General features: G+C 35.5%; 15 protein-coding genes. 9 read left to right on the forward strand and 6 right to left on the reverse strand.

Features of this window, described 5'->3' with window-relative positions:
• Positions 1 to 10: 10 nt before the first annotated feature.
• Positions 11 to 931 (forward strand): bifunctional helix-turn-helix transcriptional regulator/GNAT family N-acetyltransferase, encoded by a 921-nt coding sequence (locus tag EYY60_RS21315; protein ID WP_132991293.1) that lies wholly within the window; start codon positions 11 to 13, stop codon positions 929 to 931.
• Positions 932 to 1015: 84 nt separating this feature from the next.
• Positions 1016 to 2296, forward strand: a complete 1281-nt coding sequence (locus EYY60_RS21320; RefSeq protein WP_132991294.1) for an acetyl-CoA C-acetyltransferase — start codon at positions 1016 to 1018, stop codon at positions 2294 to 2296.
• Between the two features lie 86 nt (positions 2297 to 2382).
• On the opposite strand, the gene EYY60_RS21325 is transcribed toward EYY60_RS21320, so the two are convergent.
• Positions 2383 to 2994: an FMN-dependent NADH-azoreductase gene (locus tag EYY60_RS21325; protein ID WP_132991295.1), complete on the reverse strand. Its 612-nt coding sequence runs from the start codon at positions 2992 to 2994 to the stop codon at positions 2383 to 2385.
• A gap of 118 nt (positions 2995 to 3112) precedes the next feature.
• Between EYY60_RS21325 and EYY60_RS21330 the strand changes: the two genes are divergently transcribed.
• From EYY60_RS21330 to EYY60_RS21350, 5 genes are all read left to right on the forward strand, one after another.
• Entirely contained in the window at positions 3113 to 3487 is a 375-nt protein-coding gene (locus EYY60_RS21330) for a winged helix-turn-helix transcriptional regulator (protein ID WP_132991296.1), read from the forward strand.
• Between the two features lie 125 nt (positions 3488 to 3612).
• Complete coding sequence (locus EYY60_RS21335; RefSeq protein ID WP_132991297.1) at positions 3613 to 4713, forward strand: hypothetical protein; 1101 nt, start codon at positions 3613 to 3615, stop codon at positions 4711 to 4713.
• A gap of 232 nt (positions 4714 to 4945) precedes the next feature.
• Positions 4946 to 6856, forward strand: coding sequence for a fumarate reductase/succinate dehydrogenase flavoprotein subunit (locus tag EYY60_RS21340; RefSeq protein ID WP_132991298.1), 1911 nt, complete (start codon positions 4946 to 4948; stop codon positions 6854 to 6856).
• Positions 6857 to 6925: 69 nt separating this feature from the next.
• Positions 6926 to 7672, forward strand: a complete 747-nt coding sequence (locus EYY60_RS21345) for a succinate dehydrogenase/fumarate reductase iron-sulfur subunit (RefSeq protein WP_132991299.1) — start codon at positions 6926 to 6928, stop codon at positions 7670 to 7672.
• Between the two features lie 162 nt (positions 7673 to 7834).
• A complete protein-coding gene (locus EYY60_RS21350; RefSeq protein WP_132991300.1) occupies positions 7835 to 9298 on the forward strand; it encodes a sulfatase family protein in 1464 nt (487 codons plus the stop codon).
• Between the two features lie 237 nt (positions 9299 to 9535).
• Here EYY60_RS21350 and EYY60_RS21355 read toward each other — a convergent pair whose 3' ends face one another.
• Positions 9536 to 10285, reverse strand: a complete 750-nt coding sequence (locus EYY60_RS21355; RefSeq protein WP_132991301.1) for a 4-hydroxy-tetrahydrodipicolinate reductase — start codon at positions 10283 to 10285, stop codon at positions 9536 to 9538.
• 403 nt (positions 10286 to 10688) lie between these two features.
• On the opposite strand from EYY60_RS21355, the gene EYY60_RS21360 reads away from it, so the two are divergent.
• On the forward strand, positions 10689 to 11123 hold the full coding sequence (locus tag EYY60_RS21360) for a DUF1810 domain-containing protein (RefSeq protein WP_132991302.1): 435 nt from the start codon (positions 10689 to 10691) through the stop codon (positions 11121 to 11123).
• A gap of 161 nt (positions 11124 to 11284) precedes the next feature.
• On the forward strand, positions 11285 to 11683 hold the full coding sequence (locus tag EYY60_RS21365) for a tautomerase family protein (RefSeq protein WP_132991303.1): 399 nt from the start codon (positions 11285 to 11287) through the stop codon (positions 11681 to 11683).
• Between the two features lie 65 nt (positions 11684 to 11748).
• Here EYY60_RS21365 and EYY60_RS21370 read toward each other — a convergent pair whose 3' ends face one another.
• From EYY60_RS21370 to EYY60_RS21385, 4 genes are all read right to left on the reverse strand, one after another.
• Positions 11749 to 13749: a heavy metal translocating P-type ATPase gene (locus EYY60_RS21370; protein WP_208749500.1), complete on the reverse strand. Its 2001-nt coding sequence runs from the start codon at positions 13747 to 13749 to the stop codon at positions 11749 to 11751.
• 414 nt (positions 13750 to 14163) lie between these two features.
• Positions 14164 to 15435 carry an efflux RND transporter periplasmic adaptor subunit gene (locus EYY60_RS21375; protein ID WP_132991305.1) on the reverse strand — a complete coding sequence of 424 codons (1272 nt, stop codon included), beginning with the start codon at positions 15433 to 15435 and terminating at the stop codon, positions 14164 to 14166.
• 2 nt (positions 15436 to 15437) lie between these two features.
• Positions 15438 to 16721 carry a TolC family protein gene (locus EYY60_RS21380; RefSeq protein ID WP_132991306.1) on the reverse strand — a complete coding sequence of 428 codons (1284 nt, stop codon included), beginning with the start codon at positions 16719 to 16721 and terminating at the stop codon, positions 15438 to 15440.
• A 136-nt stretch (positions 16722 to 16857) separates the two neighbouring features.
• Positions 16858 to 19989, reverse strand: a complete 3132-nt coding sequence (locus tag EYY60_RS21385; protein WP_132991307.1) for an efflux RND transporter permease subunit — start codon at positions 19987 to 19989, stop codon at positions 16858 to 16860.
• Between the last annotated feature and the right edge of the window lie 75 nt (positions 19990 to 20064).

A 20064-nucleotide genomic window follows, 5' to 3' on the forward strand; every position in this document is an offset into this window, starting at 1 on the left:
ATTTAAAATTATGAATACTACAACTTCAAAAATCAGAAGTTTTAATCGCTTTTATACTTCCCATTTAGATATTTTAAGCCAACATTATCTTGATAGTGATTATTCATTGACCGAAGTCCGAATTCTTTATGAAATCAGTGAAAGCAAAATTATTACCGCACAAAAAATTACTGAAATTCTAAATCTGGATAAAGGATACGTAAGTCGCATTGTAAAACGTTTTTTAAAAGAAAACTTGATTTTAAAAGTTGCTTCATTAGATGACAAACGTGCTTTTAATATCGAACTCAGCAATTCGGGAAAGGAATTGCTTCAATCCTTAAATAAAAAAGTAGAACAACAGATTGAAAATAAAATCGAAAATCTAGATTTCTTCGAAAAAGAGAATCTGCTTAATTCGATGCATACTATAAAAAACCTCTTATCAGAAAATAAACCCCTTCGAAGCGATATCACCTATCGTCACGAAATTAATCCTGGTGATGTTGGCTATATCATTTATTTACATGGATTTATTTATGGCAACGAATCTAATTTTTCGAACGAATTTGAAAAATACGTTATAAAGACTTTTTACCACTTTCTAGAAAATTATTCTCCTGAATATGATCGCATTTGGATGGCTGAATACAACAATAAAATTGTAGGTTGTATTGCAATTCAACATCAAACAAATGAAGAGGCGCAGTTAAGATGGTTTTTATTGGATCCAACTTTTAGAGGATTGGGAATCGGTAAAAAACTTTTAACCGATGCAGTAGATTTTTGCAAAGAAAAGAAATTTAAAAATGTTTTTCTGCTTACCACAAGCATGCAAGATACCGCTTTGGAAATGTATAAAAAAGCAGGTTTTACACTCACGGAATCTGTAGAAGTTACTCAATGGGGAAAAACTTTTAGAGACGAACGTTATGATCTTAAACTAGAATAGTTTTCTTTTTTAAATTTTCTAATTAGCACATTATCTAAATTATCTAATTATCTTTAGTCTGGAAAATCGAAACAAAATCCAGATATGAACAATACCACAACGATCAGAAAAGTTGCCATTGTTGGCTATAACCGAATTCCGTTTGCACGCGCAAATACTGCCTATTCGAATGTTGGAAATCAAGAAATGATGACTGCCACACTAAACGGACTTATAGACAAATACAATCTAAAAGGAAAATTACTAGGCGAAGTCGCTGGTGGAGCGGTTATAAAACATTCTTACGATATGAATTTGATCAGAGAGTGTGTAATGAAAACATCTCTAGATCCTGCAACTCCTGCTTGCGATTTGCAACAGGCTTGCGATACCGGGATAGAAAGTGCTGTTTATATTGCCAATAAAATTGCTCTTGGCCAGATTGATTGCGGAATTGCTGGAGGTGTCGATTCAATCAGTGATATTCCGATGGCATTCAGCGAAAAACTTCGAAAAATTCTATTAGAAGCTCGACAAGCAAAATCTTTAGGCGGAAAAATTAAATCTTTCCTTAAAATTCGTCCGAAAGATTTAACGCCTTTAGTTCCTCGAAACGAAGAATCACAAACCGGACTTTCGATGGGCGGACATACTGAAATTACGGCAAAATATTATAAAATACCAAGAGAAGATCAAGATCAATTTGCATTGAATAGCCATTTGAAAATGGCGAAAGCTTATGACGAAGGCTTTTTTGATGATATGATCACTCCTTTCAACGGACTTGAAAAAGATAACAATTTAAGGAAAGACAGTACAATTGAAAAATTGAGAAGTCTAAAACCCGCATTTGACAAAATAAATGGAAGCTTAACCGCAGGAAATTCTACTCCGCTTACCGACGGTGCATCTTGTATTCTGTTGGCCAGCGAAGAATGGGCAAAAGAACAAGGTCTTCCGATTTTAGCTTATGTCACTTTTGCTGAAATTGCTGCAATCGAATATGTCAAAAAGCAACAAAATCTACTTTTAGCGCCTTTATTTGCTGCTTCGCGAATGCTAGAAAAAGCTGGATTAAATCTGCAGGATTTTGATTATTATGAAATTCATGAAGCTTTTGCTGCGCAGACTTTGGCAACATTAAAAATTTGGGAAAGTCCAGAATTAAGTGCCGAAATTGGCTTAAAGAAAGCACTTGGAGCAATTGATAGAGAAAAACTGAATGTAAAAGGAAGCAGTCTTGCAGCTGCGCATCCTTTTGCTGCAACCGGAGGCCGAATTATTGGCGTATTAGCTAAACTTCTGAATGAAAAAGGTTCAGGAAGAGGCTTTATATCCATTTGCGCTGCTGGCGGACAAGGCGTTACAATGATTATTGAGAAATAATATTGAGTTTCATTATAAAATCATATAAATCTGCTAAATCTGTGAGAGTATTTTTTTTCACGCAGATTTAGCAGATTTTTTTCTTCTTAAAAAGCAAATTCTTCAACAGCAGATAAAGCTTTTGGCAAAGCATTTTCGGCAAAATCTGGAATTGCAGTTCCTTCTACTCTAAAAGTTGTTACATCTGTCATTCCCAAAAAGCCAAATACAGTTCGTAAATACGATTCTGAGAAATCGTAGCTTTTCATTGGCCCTTCAGAAAAAACAGATCCAGATGCTATTGATAAATACACTTTTTTATTGGTTACTAATCCTTTTATTCCCTCGGCACTATAACTGAAAGTCTTACCTGCTCTTGCAATCTGGTCTATCCATCCTTTTAAAACAGCGGGAATTCCAAAATTGTATAAAGGAACTCCAATCACAATAATATCAGATTCCAGCAAGTTTTTTATTGCTTCATCAGAATGTTTGATTGCTGCAGCCTGCTCTGCTGTATGTGTCTCTGCTGGAGCGTAAATAGCGCTTATATGAGAATCTGTCAAGTACGGCAACGGCGTTTTGGTTAAATCTAACGTTTGTATTTGGTTATCAGGATTTAGCAATGCCAATTTTTCAATAACAGCATTAGATAATTTTGTACTAAATGAATTTTCTCCATTGGTACTTGTTATTATTTTTAGAATTTTCTGGCTCATAATTTTTTTTCAATTAATTTGTTTTCGATACAAACTTATTTACATTTGCTATACATTTTATAGTACTATCCTCAAGGATAGCGCTATCTTTCAGTATAGTAACATAAATTCGGTAAAAATGTTCAACAAAAACCCAGAGAATATAGAAGATTTAGAATGCTCAAAACAAGCTTGTATAAGCTCGTTATTGCCTGTAAGAGATGCTTTGGAAGTTTTAAACGGCAGATGGAAATTGCCCATTTTAATTGCTCTTGGAGATCGTCCAAAACGTTTCAAAGAAATTTCTAAAGATATTGACGGAATTACAGATAAAATGCTTTCTAAAGAACTAAAAGATTTGGAAATGAATAAGCTTGTCATTCGAACTGTTTATGATACATTCCCTCCTACTGTCGAATACAGAAGAACAGAACACAGCCGTTCTTTAGGAAATGTCATTATGGCCTTAAAAGAATGGGGAGAACTTCACAGAAAAGAAATTATCGGAAAGTAGATAAAAAAGAAACAATAAGTTAAAATCTATTTAAGTAAAACTGAAACTGTAACAAAATGTAAAAAATCGTCTCTATAGATAAAAGCCACTGTTAAATCAAACCTGATACACTTAATCTTTTTACTATGAGAACATTAAAATTTGCTACATTAATTATCTTCAGTTTCGTTTCATTTTCAAAAACAACTTCGCAGACCATTCAAAATGACAGCATAAAGTTGGATTATACTAAAATTTATTCGCTTGCATTAGATGGAAATCCTAAGCAGGCTTTGCCTTTATTAGCAATTGATCCTGCCAAAAAAATATCAAAAAAAGACTTAAAATTTAAAACCGATTTTGAAAACCGATTTAAATTTAAAGAAGATAAAAGCGATTTTCTTCAAACCCGAAAATCCAAAATAGATGAATTACTAAAAATCTACAGCGATTACTGGCGCTTATCGTTCTTAGATAAAGAAAAGAAAAACGATACGTTGATTATGAAAAATGTCTTCAATTTTCTTAAAGCAAAACTTCCTTCTTCACAAAAACTGACTTTCAATGAAGACAGTATCAATGTATATCAAAAAAAATACATTTCGAGTTTAGGATATCATAGCACTGGATTTGGCAAAACTGGCGGTTTATATGATTTATTAGTTTGGAAAACAGAAAAAGATACAGTTTATAAAGTCAATTATGACGGAAAAGAAACAGATATCAAAATCTATTTCATGGATGATTTTATAACTTTAGGATGGAGCGAATATGCCACTTTAGGACGCTATTATCCTGCAGGATGGGCAACTCAAGAAGCTCTGTTTTGTGTAAAGAAAGCCTATGATTTAAAATCTGAAACATTCAGAATTAGTTATATTGGCCACGAAGGTCGACATTTTGCTGATTACAAATTGTTTCCAAAATTAAAAGGAGTTGGTTCTGCAGATTTAGAATACAGAGCAAAATTAACCGAACTCGCCCTTTACTCAGAAGACGGATTGTATAAAAGAATACAGTTCTTTATCAATAATGGGAATTACGATAGTGAAAACGGACATTCAATTGCTGCTTACTGTGTTATAAGAGATTTATCTCGAGAATTATTTCAAAACGATTACGAAAAAAATCTAGAAAAATGGAAAGCAATTCCAGCCAAAAAAATAAATGAAGCTGCCACCAAAATTCTGGAAGAAAACACAAAATCATTGGAGAAAATTCCAAATGTAGAAAAGTTTATCAAGTAATAATCCTTATCGATCTCATTTGAAACAAACACAGCTTAAGAATTTAAGCTGTGTTTGCTTTTATACTTATATTCAACTAATTAACAACAATCAATACAAAAATCATAAATTTAAGACACCCTATTAATGTGCAAAAAAAATTACAAAAAATCGATTTTTTATAGTAAATTAGACTTTCTTATAATTCCGTTTCTAGTTTAAACTTTTGTATCATTCATTTTAAACCGTAAAAATGATGGAATCAAAAATACCCGAAGGACCTCTTGCCGATAAATGGAGCAACTACAAAGCTAAAGCTAAACTTGTAAACCCCGCCAACAGAAAAAAACTGACTGTTATTGTCGTAGGAACCGGACTCGCCGGCGCTTCTTGTGCAGCTTCATTGGCAGAACAAGGCTATAATATCAAATCTTTCTGTTTTCAGGATTCTGCTCGAAGAGCGCATTCCGTTGCAGCACAGGGCGGTGTAAATGCTGCAAAAAACTATAAAAATGATGGTGACAGCACATACCGAATGTTTTATGATACCATAAAAGGCGGTGATTTTAGATCCCGAGAAGCTAATGTTTATCGTTTAGCTGAATGTTCAGCCGCTTTAATCGATCATGCTGTAGCTCAAGGCGTGCCTTTTGCAAGAGAATATGCAGGTTATTTGAATAATCGATCTTTTGGTGGCGTTCAGGTTTCAAGAACTTTTTATGCACGCGGACAAACCGGACAACAACTTTTGCTAGGAGCTTATCAAGGTTTGCTTCGACAGGTTTCACTTGGAAAAGTGGATTTACACACGCGGCACGAAATGTTGGAATTAGTTGTAATTGATGGAAAAGCAAAAGGCATTATTGCAAGAAATCTCGAAACTGGACAATTAGAACGTCATGCCGCCGATGCCGTTGTTCTCGCCTCGGGTGGCTACGGAAAAGTATATTATCTCTCCACTTTGGCAATGGGGTGTAATAGCTCTGCTGTATGGAGAGCCCACAAAAAAGGTGCTTTTATGGCCGGTGTAAGCTGGATTCAATTTCACCCTACTTCTCTCCCACAACATGGCGAAAATCAGTCTAAATTGACTCTAATGTCGGAATCGCTTCGAAATGACGGGCGCATATGGGTTCCGAAAACTGCCAATGATGGCAGAAATGCCAATGCAATTCCCGAAGAAGAACGCGATTATTATTTAGAACGCAAATATCCGTCATTTGGAAATTTGGCACCAAGAGATATTTCGTCACGCGCTGCAAAAGAAAGAATTGATGCCGGACATGGCGTTGGACCAATGAAAAATGCTATTTATCTAGATTTTTCTGATGCGATAAAAGCGCAAGGAAAAGATAAAATTGAAGCCAAGTACAGCAATCTTTTTGCCATGTATGAGAAAATTACCGGAATCAATGCTTACAAAGAGCCAATGCTGATTTCACCTTCGGCACATTTTACAATGGGCGGACTTTGGGTTGATTATGAATTAATGACTACAATTCCAGGTTTATTTGCCTTAGGTGAAGCTAATTTTTCTGATCATGGTGCAAACCGTCTTGGCGCAAATTCATTGCTTCAAGCGTGCGTAGACGGCTATTTTATAGCACCTTATACAATTCCGAATTATCTTTCTGGAGAATTAAGCGCTCCAAGAACGGATATTTCGCATCCTGCTTTTGAAGAAGCCGAAAAAATAGCCAGAAGACAGCTAGATGGTTTTTTACATACCAATGGAACACTTTCAGCAGATTATTTCCATAAAAAAATTGGACGCCTTTTATATGAAAAATGTGGTCTTTCGCGAAGCAGAAAAAAACTGGAAGAAGCTTTAATCGAAATTCGCGAACTCAAAGCTTCATTTGAAAAAGATCTCAGAATTACTGGCGATAACACTTTAAACAGCGAACTGGAAAAAGCCGGCAGAATTGCCGATTATATAGAATTAGCCGAACTAATGTGTTATGACGCATTACAGCGCGAAGAATCCTGTGGAGCTCATTTCAGAGAAGAATACCAAACTCCCGATGGAGAAGCCGTTAGAAATGACAAAGAATTCTGCTATGTTTCAGCCTGGGAATGGAAAGGATTAAACAACAAACCCGAACTTCACAAAGAGCCATTAACATTTGAATCCGTTGAGCTTGCAGTGAGAAGCTATAAATAAATGGTGAATTGTTAATTGTAAATTATTAATTAACAACTCATAATTCAAAACTCATAACTCATAATTACTATGAAACTTTATCTAAAAATATGGCGGCAGTTTGATGCTTCATCTAAAGGAGAAATGACAGATTATGAAATTGATGGAGTATCAGAACATATGTCGTTTCTAGAGATGCTGGATCTTTTGAATGAATCTCTTATTCAACAAGGTGAACGCGTCATTGAGTTTGATCACGACTGCCGTGAAGGAATTTGCGGGCAATGTGGCGTAATGATTAACGGAAGAGCTCATGGGCCTTTAAAAAACACTACAACCTGCCAACTTCATATGCGAAGTTTTAAAGATGGCGACACAATTTATATTGAACCTTTTCGAGCAAAAGCTTTTCCCGTATTGCGCGACTTGAAGATTAACCGTTCTTCATTTGACTCTATAATTTCTTCTGGTGGCTATATTGGCGCGTCAACAGGTCAGGCGCCTGAAGCAAACAGTATTCCGATATCTTATGAAACTGCCGAAGCTTCTTTTGATGCTGCGGCCTGTATTGGTTGTGGTGCTTGCGTTGCTACCTGCAAAAATGCGAGTGCGGCTTTGTTTGTTGGTGCAAAAATCACGCACTTGGCTTTGCTTCCACAAGGGAAAATTGAAGCTTCTAAAAGAGTTTTATCGATGGTAAAACAAATGGATGAAGAAGGTTTTGGAGCTTGTTCTGATACGAGAGCCTGCGAAATAGAATGTCCACAAGGAATTTCGGTGCTTTCTATTGCAAAAATGAATTATGAATACACTAAAGCTCTGATACTTAAAAAATAATAGATAATAAACCCGACAGGTTTTAAAAACCTGTCGGGTTTCAACCTTTAATAAATAACAATTTTCTATTTATTTGCCAAAAAAGAGTTTTCTCAAGCACAAGATTTTCCGCTTTTGCGAATTATATTTGCATGTTGCTATCCAAAAATTACCACGCAAATTATGAGAAAAAGTCTGATCCTAATTTTAGTATTCTTATCCTTTTTTAATTGTAAAATTACTGCTCAAAACAAAAAACAAGATTCAAAACCAAATATCGTAATCATCAATATGGATGATATGGGTTATGGCGACACAGAACCTTATGGAATGACGGGAATTCCTACTCCGCATTTTAATCAGATTGCTCAGGAAGGAACTCGGTTTACAAATTTTAATGCCGGTCAGGCTATTTGTACTGCCTCAAGAGCTGCCTTGCTGACAGGCTGTTATCCTAACCGAATAGGAATGTCGGGCGTATTACTTCCGGGCGCAAAACATGCTCTTAATCCAAAGGAAGAAACCATTGCTTCAATGCTAAAAAAAGCGGGGTATAAAACCGCTAATTATGGCAAATGGCATTTAGGAAACGAAATGCCTTATTGGCCAACAAATTATGGTTTTGACGAGTTTTATGGAATTCCATATTCACATGATGTGTGGCCGATTGATTATGATGGTTATTCATTAGTTACAGATCCAAAAGATATGCGTTCGAGCTTTCCTCCTCTTCCTCTTATCAATAATACCAAAGTAATCGACACTATTCGAAACATCAAAGAAGCTTCAAAATTAACCACTCTTTTTACTGAAAAAGCTGTTGACTTTATCAAAAGGAACAAAAAAAATCCATTCTTTTTGTACTTGACGCATCCATTGCCACATGCTCCTTTAGCAGTTTCAGATAAGTTTAAAGGAAAAAGTGAACTAGGGCTTTTTGGCGATGTTATTATGGAAATTGATTGGTCTATTGGAGAAATTTTGAAAACATTAGAAAAGGAAGGAATTTCTAAAAATACAGTTCTAATTATTACAAGCGACAATGGTCCTTGGCTTGTTTTTGGCGACAATGCCGGTTCGTCAGGCGGTTTTAGAGAAGGAAAATCAACAACTAGGGAAGGTGGTACAAGAGTTCCGTTTTTGATTCGCTGGCCCGGAAAAATTGAAGCTGGAATGGTAAACAGTTCTCTTTTTACTAATATGGATCTTCTGCCAACAATTGCTTCAATTACAGGTGCTTCGTTGCCAGAAAATAAAATTGACGGCTTAAATTTTCTTCCGTTATTGACAGGAAAAGCTGATAAAGGACCGCGAGATACTTTTTACTATTATTTTGGAGTTGGAAGCAATAACCTTGAAGCTATTCGCTACAAACATTGGAAGCTAGTTTTTCCGCATAAGGGAACAACGTATAACAAAAATTTGCCTGGAAAAGATGGTTTTAGAGGCAAAGGCGCGACTGCAGAAGTTCCGATGGCTTTGTATGACTTGGCACACGATCCCGGCGAAATTCGCGATGTACAAGAATTATATCCTGAAATTGTTCAGCAGATTCAAAAAATAGCCGAAACTGCACGAGAAGATCTTGGCGATGATTTAACCAATCAAACGGGGAAAAATATTAGAAAGCCGGCAATTGTAAATTGATAAAGCTGTGAAATGTTAGATGCAAAAGCTTTTCACGAAGATTTTTTTATTAATAATGGTTCAAACGTATAGTTTGTCATTTCGAGGAACGAGAAATCGCACGCGAAACTCGACAAAGATTGATGATCATCTTTGCGAAATTACTAGTGCGATTTCTCGTTCCTCGAAATGAAAAACTATATCTATTTTCTAAAAAAATAGTGCCTTAACACCTTTGTAGTAAAAACAAAACCACTATTAAACGGCAAAATAAGGTGATAAAATGTCCTCAAAATTATAAAGGCCTCTTTTCTTGTCTTTTAAATTCTCGGCGACAAAAACGACTCCATTTCCAAAAGCTTCTCTTGAAATTGATTCGTGAATTAAGCGAACAGTTTGATACGGGAATCCAAAGATAACTTCATGTTTGCCAACTATTCCACCTGCTCTTACAGAATTTATATTCTCTTTTTCAACATCCAAAGCTTCTGCAATTTTCACTGCTGTTCCTGAAGTTCCCATTTTCTTTTTAAAATGTTCTTCATTGACTTCAATATCAACCCAAGGTGCAATTTTCTTTAAAAACTTCGCCGCAAACAATAAATAATTTACTCCTAAAGTGATATTTGGTGACCAAAAAACGGTTGTTTTGTTAGATAATTTTTTAAGTAGCGTTAATTCTTTTTCCTCATAATGTGAGATAGCAGAAATGATTTTTACATTTTTCTGAGCTGCAAATTCGCCATAAGCATAAATTCCTTCATTTGAAGAAAAATCGATAATAGCATCAACCGGGTGCTTTTCTAATAATTCTTCAACTTTTGTATTTGTACTAGAATAAATTAATCCAGGTTCTTCTGATTCGATTCCTAAAAATTCAGGAACTGACCTGTGTTCTAAAACATTGCTTTGTCTTAAAACCCATTCAAGTGAGAATTTTTTGTTTTCTAGCAATACTGATGCAACTGATTTTCCAGTTTTCCCGAATCCGATTAGTCCTATTTTCATATATTTTTTAATTTTTGGACGAAATGCCCGTTAGCAGAAATTGGCATTTTATTGCCGAATAAAAATGATAATTAATAAAACTGTTAATTATCGTCTTTTGCTAAAATAAAAAAAATAGTACAGGAATGCCATCAAAAGTTTCCTTATTAAACAACAAAAGAAGTACTTAATAAGAATAATAGTGCTAAATTTATTTTTTGCTCTAAATTCATTTTTAAATTATTGTTTTCTAAAAGTTATCTTTTTTAACAATCTCTAAATCGTAGACAGGATAAGCCTTACATAATTATATTTCTGTTATTTCTTTAAAAATTAAGAGTAAAAAAAGTGATTTTCAAGTGTACCACTAAACATATTTTCAGTAGTTTTATCTCGTGATTGTCCCAAACAAAATCAGCATATAATGGCCTACAATAAGAATGAATTAATGCGTTTTCTAGACGCCCAAAATAAGCTTTACCTATCGGCGCTGGCTGAAATTAAAAATGGTAAAAAAGAATCTCCTTGGATGTGGTTTGTTTTTCCACAAATTAAAGGATTGGGTTCCTGCGATACTTCAAAATTCTATGAAATAAAGAATGCCGATGAGGCTATTGCTTTTTTAGAACATCCAATTCTTGGAAAACATCTTATTGAAATCACTTCGGAATTGATAAAAAATGAAGAAAAAACGGCAGAAGAAATCTTTGGAAATCCAGATGATGAAAAACTTCAGTCTTGTCTGACACTATTTGCTAGTATTCAAAACAGTGAACCTGTATTTCAGGAAGCGCTCCATAAATATTTCGATGGCTCATCTGACTTTCATACACTGCAATTGCTGTACAGTAATTTATAGACTTTCGCGTTAATTCCTTAAAAATTTATAGATTATTTGGCCTGTTTCATTTTTGTGAAACAGGCTTTTTTTGTTTTATTTTTAAAATCGAACCTTAAATATTTCTTATTTTTATAGAAACTTGACATCATTAAACAAATAATTTAAAAAAAGTATCCAAAATGCCATTTGTCCGAATTAGTCTTCCGAAAAAACTTTCATTGGAAACAAAAAATAATATTTCAGAATCCATTCATCAATCTTTAATCCAGGAATTTAATATTCCAGTTGCCGATTATTTTCATGTAATTGAAGAATTAGAATCGCATCAAATAAAATATCCTAAAAGCTACCTCGGAATTTCACATTCTGATGAAATAATCTATGTTCAAATAACTGTTGGACAAGGCAGAACGCTGGAACAAAAGAAGAAATTGTACCATCAAATCGCCACACAAATTGCCTCAAGTACTTCAATTTTGATCAATAATGTTATTATAGTCCTGTTGGAAAATAATGGTCAGGAAAATTGGTCCTTTGGAAATGGAGAAATTCAAGAACAAAAGCATTTGAAAAAATAAACAATGTTAGAAACAAAAAAAGCCCAATTCATTTATTTTGAACTGGACTTTGTATTTTCATTCAACTAAAACCTCATCTTCTGAATTCTGACTGCATTTAAAATTGCCAACAACGCCACTCCAACATCTGCAAAAACAGCTTCCCACATGGTTGCGAGTCCGCCGGCGCCCAGAATCAATACAAAAGCTTTCACGGCAAAAGCCAAAGTTATATTTTGCCAAACAATCTTTTTGGTTTGTTTTCCAATGTTTATTGCCATTGCAATTTTACTTGGTTTATCATCCTGAATCACGACATCGGCGGTTTCGATAGCTGCATCGCTTCCTAAACCTCCCATTGCAATTCCGACTGTACTTAAAGCAATTACCGGCGCATCGTTTACCCCATCACCTACAAAAGCGATAGTCTCATTTTTGGCTTTTATTTCGGTGACTTTATTCACTTTGTCTTCGGGAAGTAAATCTCCAAAAGCTTTAGCAATTCCGAGTTTATCTGCTACAAACTGAACAACATTGGTTTTGTCTCCGCTCAGCATGGTTAGTTTTACTCCCAACGATTTTAGTTTAGAAACTGTTTCTTTGGCGTCTTCTTTAATTTCATCGGCAATTGTAAGATATCCAGCATATTTTCCTTCAAAAGCTATAGCAATTGTGGTATAAACAATCGAAGATGGATCGATATCATACGGAATCGAATATTTATCCAAGAGTTTAAAATTCCCAACAAACAACTCTTTTTCATTATATACTGCTTTTAATCCGTGTCCAGAAATTTCTTCGATTTCTTTCAATTCTACCGAAGAATCAATTGGTCCAACATGATTATGAATGGCTGTTGCAACAGGATGAGAACTTTTATTTTCTAAAACATTCACCAATTTTAAAATTTCATCTTTATTAAATTCAGGTTTTATGATGACTTCTTGAACTTTAAAAACACCTTCAGTCATAGTCCCTGTTTTATCAACAACAACATTTTGAATCGTCGAAATACTGTCTAAAAAATTACTGCCTTTAAACAAGATTCCGTTTCTGCTTGCGGCGCCAATTCCGCCAAAATATCCCAACGGAATACTGATTACTAAAGCACAAGGACACGAAATAACCAAGAAAACCAAAGCGCGGTACAACCAGTCGCTAAAAACATAATTATCGACAAAAAGCATCGGAATGATACAAATTCCAATTGCAAGAAATACCACAATTGGCGTATAAATTTTAGCAAACTTTCTGATAAACAATTCGGCTGGTGCTTTTTTGGTTGTAGCATTTTGTACCAACTCCAAAATTTTAGACAATTTACTGTCGCTGTAAGCCGTTGTAACTTTCACTTCAACAATAGTGTTTCCGTTTATCATTCCGGCCAAAACAGTATCTCCTTTCTTTTTTGTATCTGGTTTGCTTTCTCCCGTTAAAGCCGCCGTATTGAATGAAGCAGAATCTGATAACAATTCGCCATCCAATCCTAATTTTTCCCCAGCTTTAAGCTGAATAATAGCTCCAATCTGAACGTCTTTGGCTTTGACTTTTAGAGCAACATTATTTTCTAAAACATGCACCTCATCGGGGCGCTGATCCAGCAGGCTTTTGATACTCGATTTTGCTCTATTAACTGCCATTCCTTGAAAAGTTTCTCCAATCGTATAAAACAGCATAACAGCAACGCCTTCGGGATATTCACCAATGGCAAATGCTCCAATTGTCGCAATGCACATGAGCAAAAATTCAGAGAAAATGTCACCTTTGACAATGCTTTCATAAGCTTCTCGAAGAACCGGAAGTCCAACCGGAAGATACGCAATTGCATACCAAGCAATTCTGACATATCCTGTAAACCAATCTTGCGGAAAATAGTTGTCAAAACCAATTCCGATAATCAGTAAAACAAAAGATATAATTGACGGCAGAAACAGTTTAAACCAGCTCCCCTCGATATTGTGTTCATGATCATGACCTCCATGATCGTGTCCGTCATTATCAGAATGCTCGGGTTCGTCATGTGAACAGCAACAGGAAGGTTTCGCTTTATTTTTTGTGTTTTTTACTTCTTTATCTTGATGTATCATTTTTAGAGTTTCAAGTTTCAGGATTCACGTTTTGAATGCCTGAAGTTTTTTGTTTAAATAATGTCCTAAATTTAAGCAATTTGTAGTAAAGTTTATTACGAGAAAGACACTAAGTTTTTATTTAACTGTGGCGAAATAATCTCGCAAAGACGCAAAGACGCAAAGTTTTTTGCCACAGATTAAAAGGATTAAAAAGATTAAAAAAATCCACTAAATCTTTGCTAAATAAAAATCATGTTAATCCTCTTAATCTGTGGCAAAATTTATTCTTCAATTGCCTCCAGCTTTAGCTGAAGGTTGAGTAGATTCTATATTAATCTTATAAAATCTGTCTTGCGACTCCGCGTCTTTGCGAGATTCTTCTAACAAAACTTAGAACCTTAGTAGCTTAGCATCTTAGCATCTTTAAAAAAATCAATGCGTATGCTCTCCTCCGCCCTTCATCGCTGAAAGCAGATAAAATGCTCCTTTCGTTACAACTTTAGCATTTGCAGGAATATCGTTTACAAACTTAACTTCGGTAAAACCTAAGTCGGTTGTTCCTGGAATCACTTCAATCGCTTTAAAATGAACTTCCTCTTCATGAGCTTCTTCTTTTTCTCCTTCTGCATGATCGTGTTTTTCTGCTGCTTGACCATCTTCTTGGACAAACACAAAATATTTATCTGCATTTTTGACAACGGCATCTTTTGGAAGCGCTGGAACAGTTGTATTCGTAATATTGATATTTGCCGAAACATACATTCCCGGAATCAAGCCTTTGGCGTCAGCAGGGTCAATTTTAGCGTGAACGGCAACAGTCTTGCTTTCATTAGAAAAAGATTTATTGATTCCGAAAATCTTTCCTTTAATCGATTTATTTGACTGATTCGTTAATACAAAATCAATTACTTGACCAATAGAAATTGAACCTAAATCTTTTTCATATACATTCAAATCCAAATGCATCTGGCTATTATCTGTTACTTCAAAAAGTGAAACTCCTGTATTGGCAAAAGCTCCTTTTGCAATATTGATTTTTCCCACATAACCATTTATTGGAGAAACAATTGGCACAACCGATGTCGTTCCTTTTGTATTGACATGCAAAGCATCAAGTTTGTTTTTTGCCGCCTGCGCGCGTGCTCTTTCGGCTGCTAATTTGGCTTTTACTTCCTGAAAAGTTTTTCTCGGATTTACATTTTCATCACTCAATGTTTTTTGGCGATTGTATTCTAACTGCAGATATTCCACATTTGCAACAGCTGATTGGTAATCTTCCTGCATTCCAATTACTTCCAGATTTTGAATAGTCGCCAAAACTTTTCCTTTGTTTACAAATGTTCCTTCCAAAACAAAAATGTCTTTTACGGTTCCGCCAATCAAAGTCGAAACCTCAGCAGAATTTTGTGGAGGAACTGTTGTATAACCATTTGCTTTAATGACTTTATTCAGATTTCGATCTTCTACAATTCCTGTTTCAATTCCGATTGTTTTATATTGAGAGACAGTTAGAGCAACTTCTGTAGTTGATTTTTCTTCTTCCTGTGGTTCTTCTGCTTTCTTTTCATTGCAGCTTAAATTAACCGCAAAGAGCGCAAAGACTCCGCAAAGGACACAAAGTTTTATTCCCTTGCGAACATTGCGTTTTATCTTTGCGTGCTTTGCGGTTAAATCTTCAGTTAAATTCATAAATATATTTTTCATTTTTAATTGTTTTTGATGGTTGGAAATTGAAGTTCTATAGCACTTTGATTGTAGCTGTGCGTTGCTTCTGCAAATTGTTTTTTGATATCAATTGCCTGATTTAAAAAGCTGATATACGACCAGTAACTCATATCGCCGTTTGCATAACTTTTCTGCGCGGTTTCAATAATTTGATTAGCATATTGCGATCCTTCATTCTGGAAATAAGCTAAATTTTTCTGCTGTTTTTCGAAGTTGTTTTTCAATTCTTCTCTTTGCAAATTCAACATCATTTTGTTTTTATCTAAAGCCAATTGGGACTGCGAAATGCTAATTTCAGCCGCTTTTGCTTTGGTGGTATTTACGCCTCCAAACAACGGAATCTGCAAACCTGCCGTAAAACCCTGAAACAAAGATTCCGTATTGATGGTTTGTGCAAAATACCCCAAACCAACCTTGGGCGTGCGCAACGCTTTAAAAGTCCCCGCTTCTTTCTGATAAACCGAAATCTGTTGCTGATAAAAATCAGTCATTAAAGTCTCTGCATTTGCATTTTCTTGACTTTCTGCAAAAGTATATTGCAAAGAAGTATTTGAATCAGGAATTACATTTTCATCTGTTTGTATGAAAAATTGCAATTGCTTCTGATAAATTGCCAAATCATATTCTAACTGTGCTTTCTGCGTTTCAATTTCTTTTACTTTCGCTTTGGCGCTAATTACTTCAATGTTTCCGCTTTCTCCGGTTTTAAAACGCAGTTCGGCATTCTTTAAAAATTTGGTATAAATATCATTCAATTCTGAATTGAGTTTCTGGATCGAAACGCCATACAAATATTGATAATACGCCAACGTCACGGCTTTTTCAACTTCATAAGAAGACAAAGCTTTTCGTTTTTCGGCCAATTTTGCCAATTCTTCTTGCAATTGCCTATTAGCCTTTGTAATGTTTCCTAACGGAAAAAACTGCTGTACCGAAACATTATGGTCAAAATCGGCACTATTGAACTGACCGCCTTGGTATTGCACCTGAAGCGGATCTGGCTGAAAAGCCGCTTTCTTGAGAACGGTTTGTTTTTCGATTTCTTTATCCGCGATTTTTAGGTCGATATTGTTTGATTTGGCGAGTTCTATTGCTTTTTCTAAGGAAATTTTAGTTTGTGCTTGTGAAATGATTGTTGTCAATAGAAATGCACTTAACCACAAAACTTTATTTGCCAATAGGAACTCATTTAACCGCAAAGTTCGCAAAGGAAGCGCGAAGTTCGCAAAGGTTATTTTTCTTAAACTGTATGGTAACTTTTTCATTTTCTTTTTAATTTTTCTCTCGCAGATTTTGCTGATTTAGGAGATTTTTTTCTCATTATCAGATCTGCCTAATCTGCTAAATCTGCGGGAGAATTATTCTACATCTGGTAAATAATTATCTAATTATCAAATTCTCTCATTTTCTAATTAAATCTTTACGGTTAAATCCACGCTCCAGCAGTAAATACAAAATCGGCAAAACGATTAAGGTTAATAAGGTTGCTGAGATTAATCCACCGATTACTACCGTTGCTAAAGGCTTCTGTACTTCTGCTCCTCCGCTTGTGGATAATGCCATTGGAAGAAATCCTAATGAAGCTACAGCAGCTGTCATTAAAACAGGACGTAAACGAGTTTTGGTTCCGATAAGGATTCTTTGAAATGGATCTGAAATACCTTCCGATTTTAATTGATTGAAATATGAGATCAGAACAATTCCGTTTAGAACGGCAATTCCGAATAAAGCAATAAAACCAATTCCGGCAGAAATACTAAAAGGCATTCCTCTCAGCGAAAGCGCAAAAACGCCACCAATAGCCGATAACGGAATCGCTGTGAAAATCAGGAACGCCTGTTTTACACTTTTAAAAGTAAAATACAATAAGATCAAAATCAGTCCCAAAGCAATTGGCAGAGCGACAGAAAGTCTTTTTGAAGCTTCTATTAAATTCTCAAACTGTCCGCCGTACGTCACGTAATAACCGGCTGGAAGCTTAAAGTTCTTATCTAGTTTTTCTTGAATTTCTTCAACGACACTTTTGATATCTCTTCCACGGACATTTAAACCGACGGTAATTCTTCTTTTTCCGTCTTCGCGGATAACTTGCACCGGACCTTGTTCGTACTCCACAGAAGCGACCTGAGAAAGCGGTACTTGCTGGCCATTTGGAAGCGGAATAAATAAATTGCTGACATCAGTAATATCTCCACGATTGTTTTCATCCATTCTTACTACCACATCAAACCTTTTGCTTTCATCATAAATCTTTCCGGCAACTTCACCTGCGAAAGACGAACGGATTATTTGATTGATATCAGAAATATTCAGTCCGTAAAGCGCAATTTTATCATAATCGTATTTGATGGTAATCTGAGGCAATCCCGTGACTTTATCGGCTTTTAAATCACCGATTCCTTCGATTCCTTTTATTTTCGAAATCAATTCTGTCGCTTTTGCATCCAGAACTTCCAAATCATCACCAAAAATCTTGATTGCAATATCAGATCGGCTTCCTGTCATTAATTCATTAAAACGCATTTGAATTGGCTGTGAAATCTCAATATTAACCCCAGGAATTACTTCCATCTTTTCTTTCATAGCATTTGCGATTTCCTCCCAATTATGGTATCTGCCTTTCCATTCTTTTTTGTCTTTTAAAACAATAATCAAATCCCCGCTTTCAATCGGCATTGGATCGGTTGGAATTTCACCGCTCCCTATTTTTGTCACAATTGTCTTTATTTCTGGAAATTCAGCTTTTAAAATCCGTTCAAGTTTTGTCGATGTTTCAACCATCTGCGTAAGCGAACTTCCTGTCATAATTGTGGCATTGATAGCCAAATCGCCTTCTTCGATTGTCGGGATAAATTCGCCTCCCATATTTTGAAAAATAATAAAAGCGAAAGCGAATAATCCGACTGCAATAGAAAGAACAACTTTTTTAAAGGCCAAAGCTTTTTTCAATAGAGGCATATAACGGCTTTCCAGCCATGCAATCATGCGGTCGCTAAAGTTTTCTTTATGCTCTGTTTTTTTTGAAAGAAACAAAGCACTCATCATCGGAATATAGGTCAGCGAAAGAATAAACGCTCCAATAATCGCAAAACCAACTGTCATAGCCATTGGCTTAAACATTTTTCCTTCGGTTCCTATCAAGGCCAAAATTGGCAGATATACTATTAGAATGATGATTTCTCCAAAAGCGGCGCTATTTCTGATTTTTGAAGCCGAATTGTAAACCTCAGCATCCATTTCTTCCTGCGTCAATTCTTTTTTGTTTTTGAATTTCTGCAGATGATGCATCGTGGCTTCCACAATAATTACAGCACCATCGACGATAATTCCAAAATCTATCGCACCGAGACTCATCAGATTTCCGCTTACGCCAAAGGCATTCATTAAAATAACGGCAAACAGCATTGCCAACGGAATAACAGAAGCCACAATCAATCCTGCACGAAGATTTCCTAAAAATATAATCAGTACAAAAATTACGATTAACGCTCCTTCTAATAAATTCTTTGTGATTGTTTTAATAGAATTATCTACAAGTTTTCCTCTGTCAATAAAGGCTTCGGCAACAACTCCTTCGGGAAGGCTTTTGTTTATCTGAGCCATTTTTTCGTGAACACGATTTACAACGGCGCTAGAGTTTTCTCCTTTAAGCATCAAAACCATTCCTGAGACAATTTCTCCTTTTCCGTCTTTTGTTGATGCTCCGTAACGTAAAGCGATTCCTTCGCGAACCTGCGCAACATTGCGCACCAAAACAGGCGATCCGTTTCGGTTTTTCACGACTACATTTTCAAGGTCTTTTATGCCTTTTGCCATTCCGACACCGCGGATGAAATAGGTATATTGATCTTTTTCGATGTAAGCTCCTCCTGTGTTTTGATTGTTTTTTTCTAAAGCATCAAAAATTTCGGTAATTGTAACACCCAAACTATTGAGCATATTAGGATTTACGGCTATCTCATATTGTTTTAATTTACCGCCCCATGCACTCACCTCAGCAACACCGCGAACTCCTTGCAATTGCGGAATAATAATCCAATCTTGAATGGTGCGCAATTCGACCGCAGTATATTTGTTTTCATAGCCTTTTTTAGCGTACACATCATATTGGTAAATTTCTCCTAAACCTGTAGAAATTGGCGCTAATTCGGGAGAATTCACATAATCTGGAATATTTTCTTCAGCTTCTTTCAAGCGTTGAAATATCTGTTCACGAGCCCAATAAATATCGACATCGTCTTCAAAAACAACAGTTACAACTGATAAACCAAAACGAGAAATACTACGAAGTTCTATCACATCTGGAACTGTTTTTACAGCTCTTTCTAATGGATAAGTAATTAATTGTTCGACTTCCTGACTCGCCAATGTTGGCGCGGTAGTAATAATTTGAACTTGATTATTGGTTACATCGGGCAATGCATCCAATGGCAATTTTTTAAGCGAATAGCTTCCCCAAGCCATGAGCGCAAGGGTAAATAATAGTACGACGAATTTGTTTCGTATACTAAACTGAATGATTTTATCTAACATTTGAATATATAATGACGTGAGAAATTAGACAATTAAATTGTCTGTAAACGTGTGGAAAGTCCACAACTCTCTCGC

The organism is Flavobacterium zhairuonense (genome assembly GCF_004352915.1).
GTDB lineage: Bacteria > Bacteroidota > Bacteroidia > Flavobacteriales > Flavobacteriaceae > Flavobacterium > Flavobacterium zhairuonense.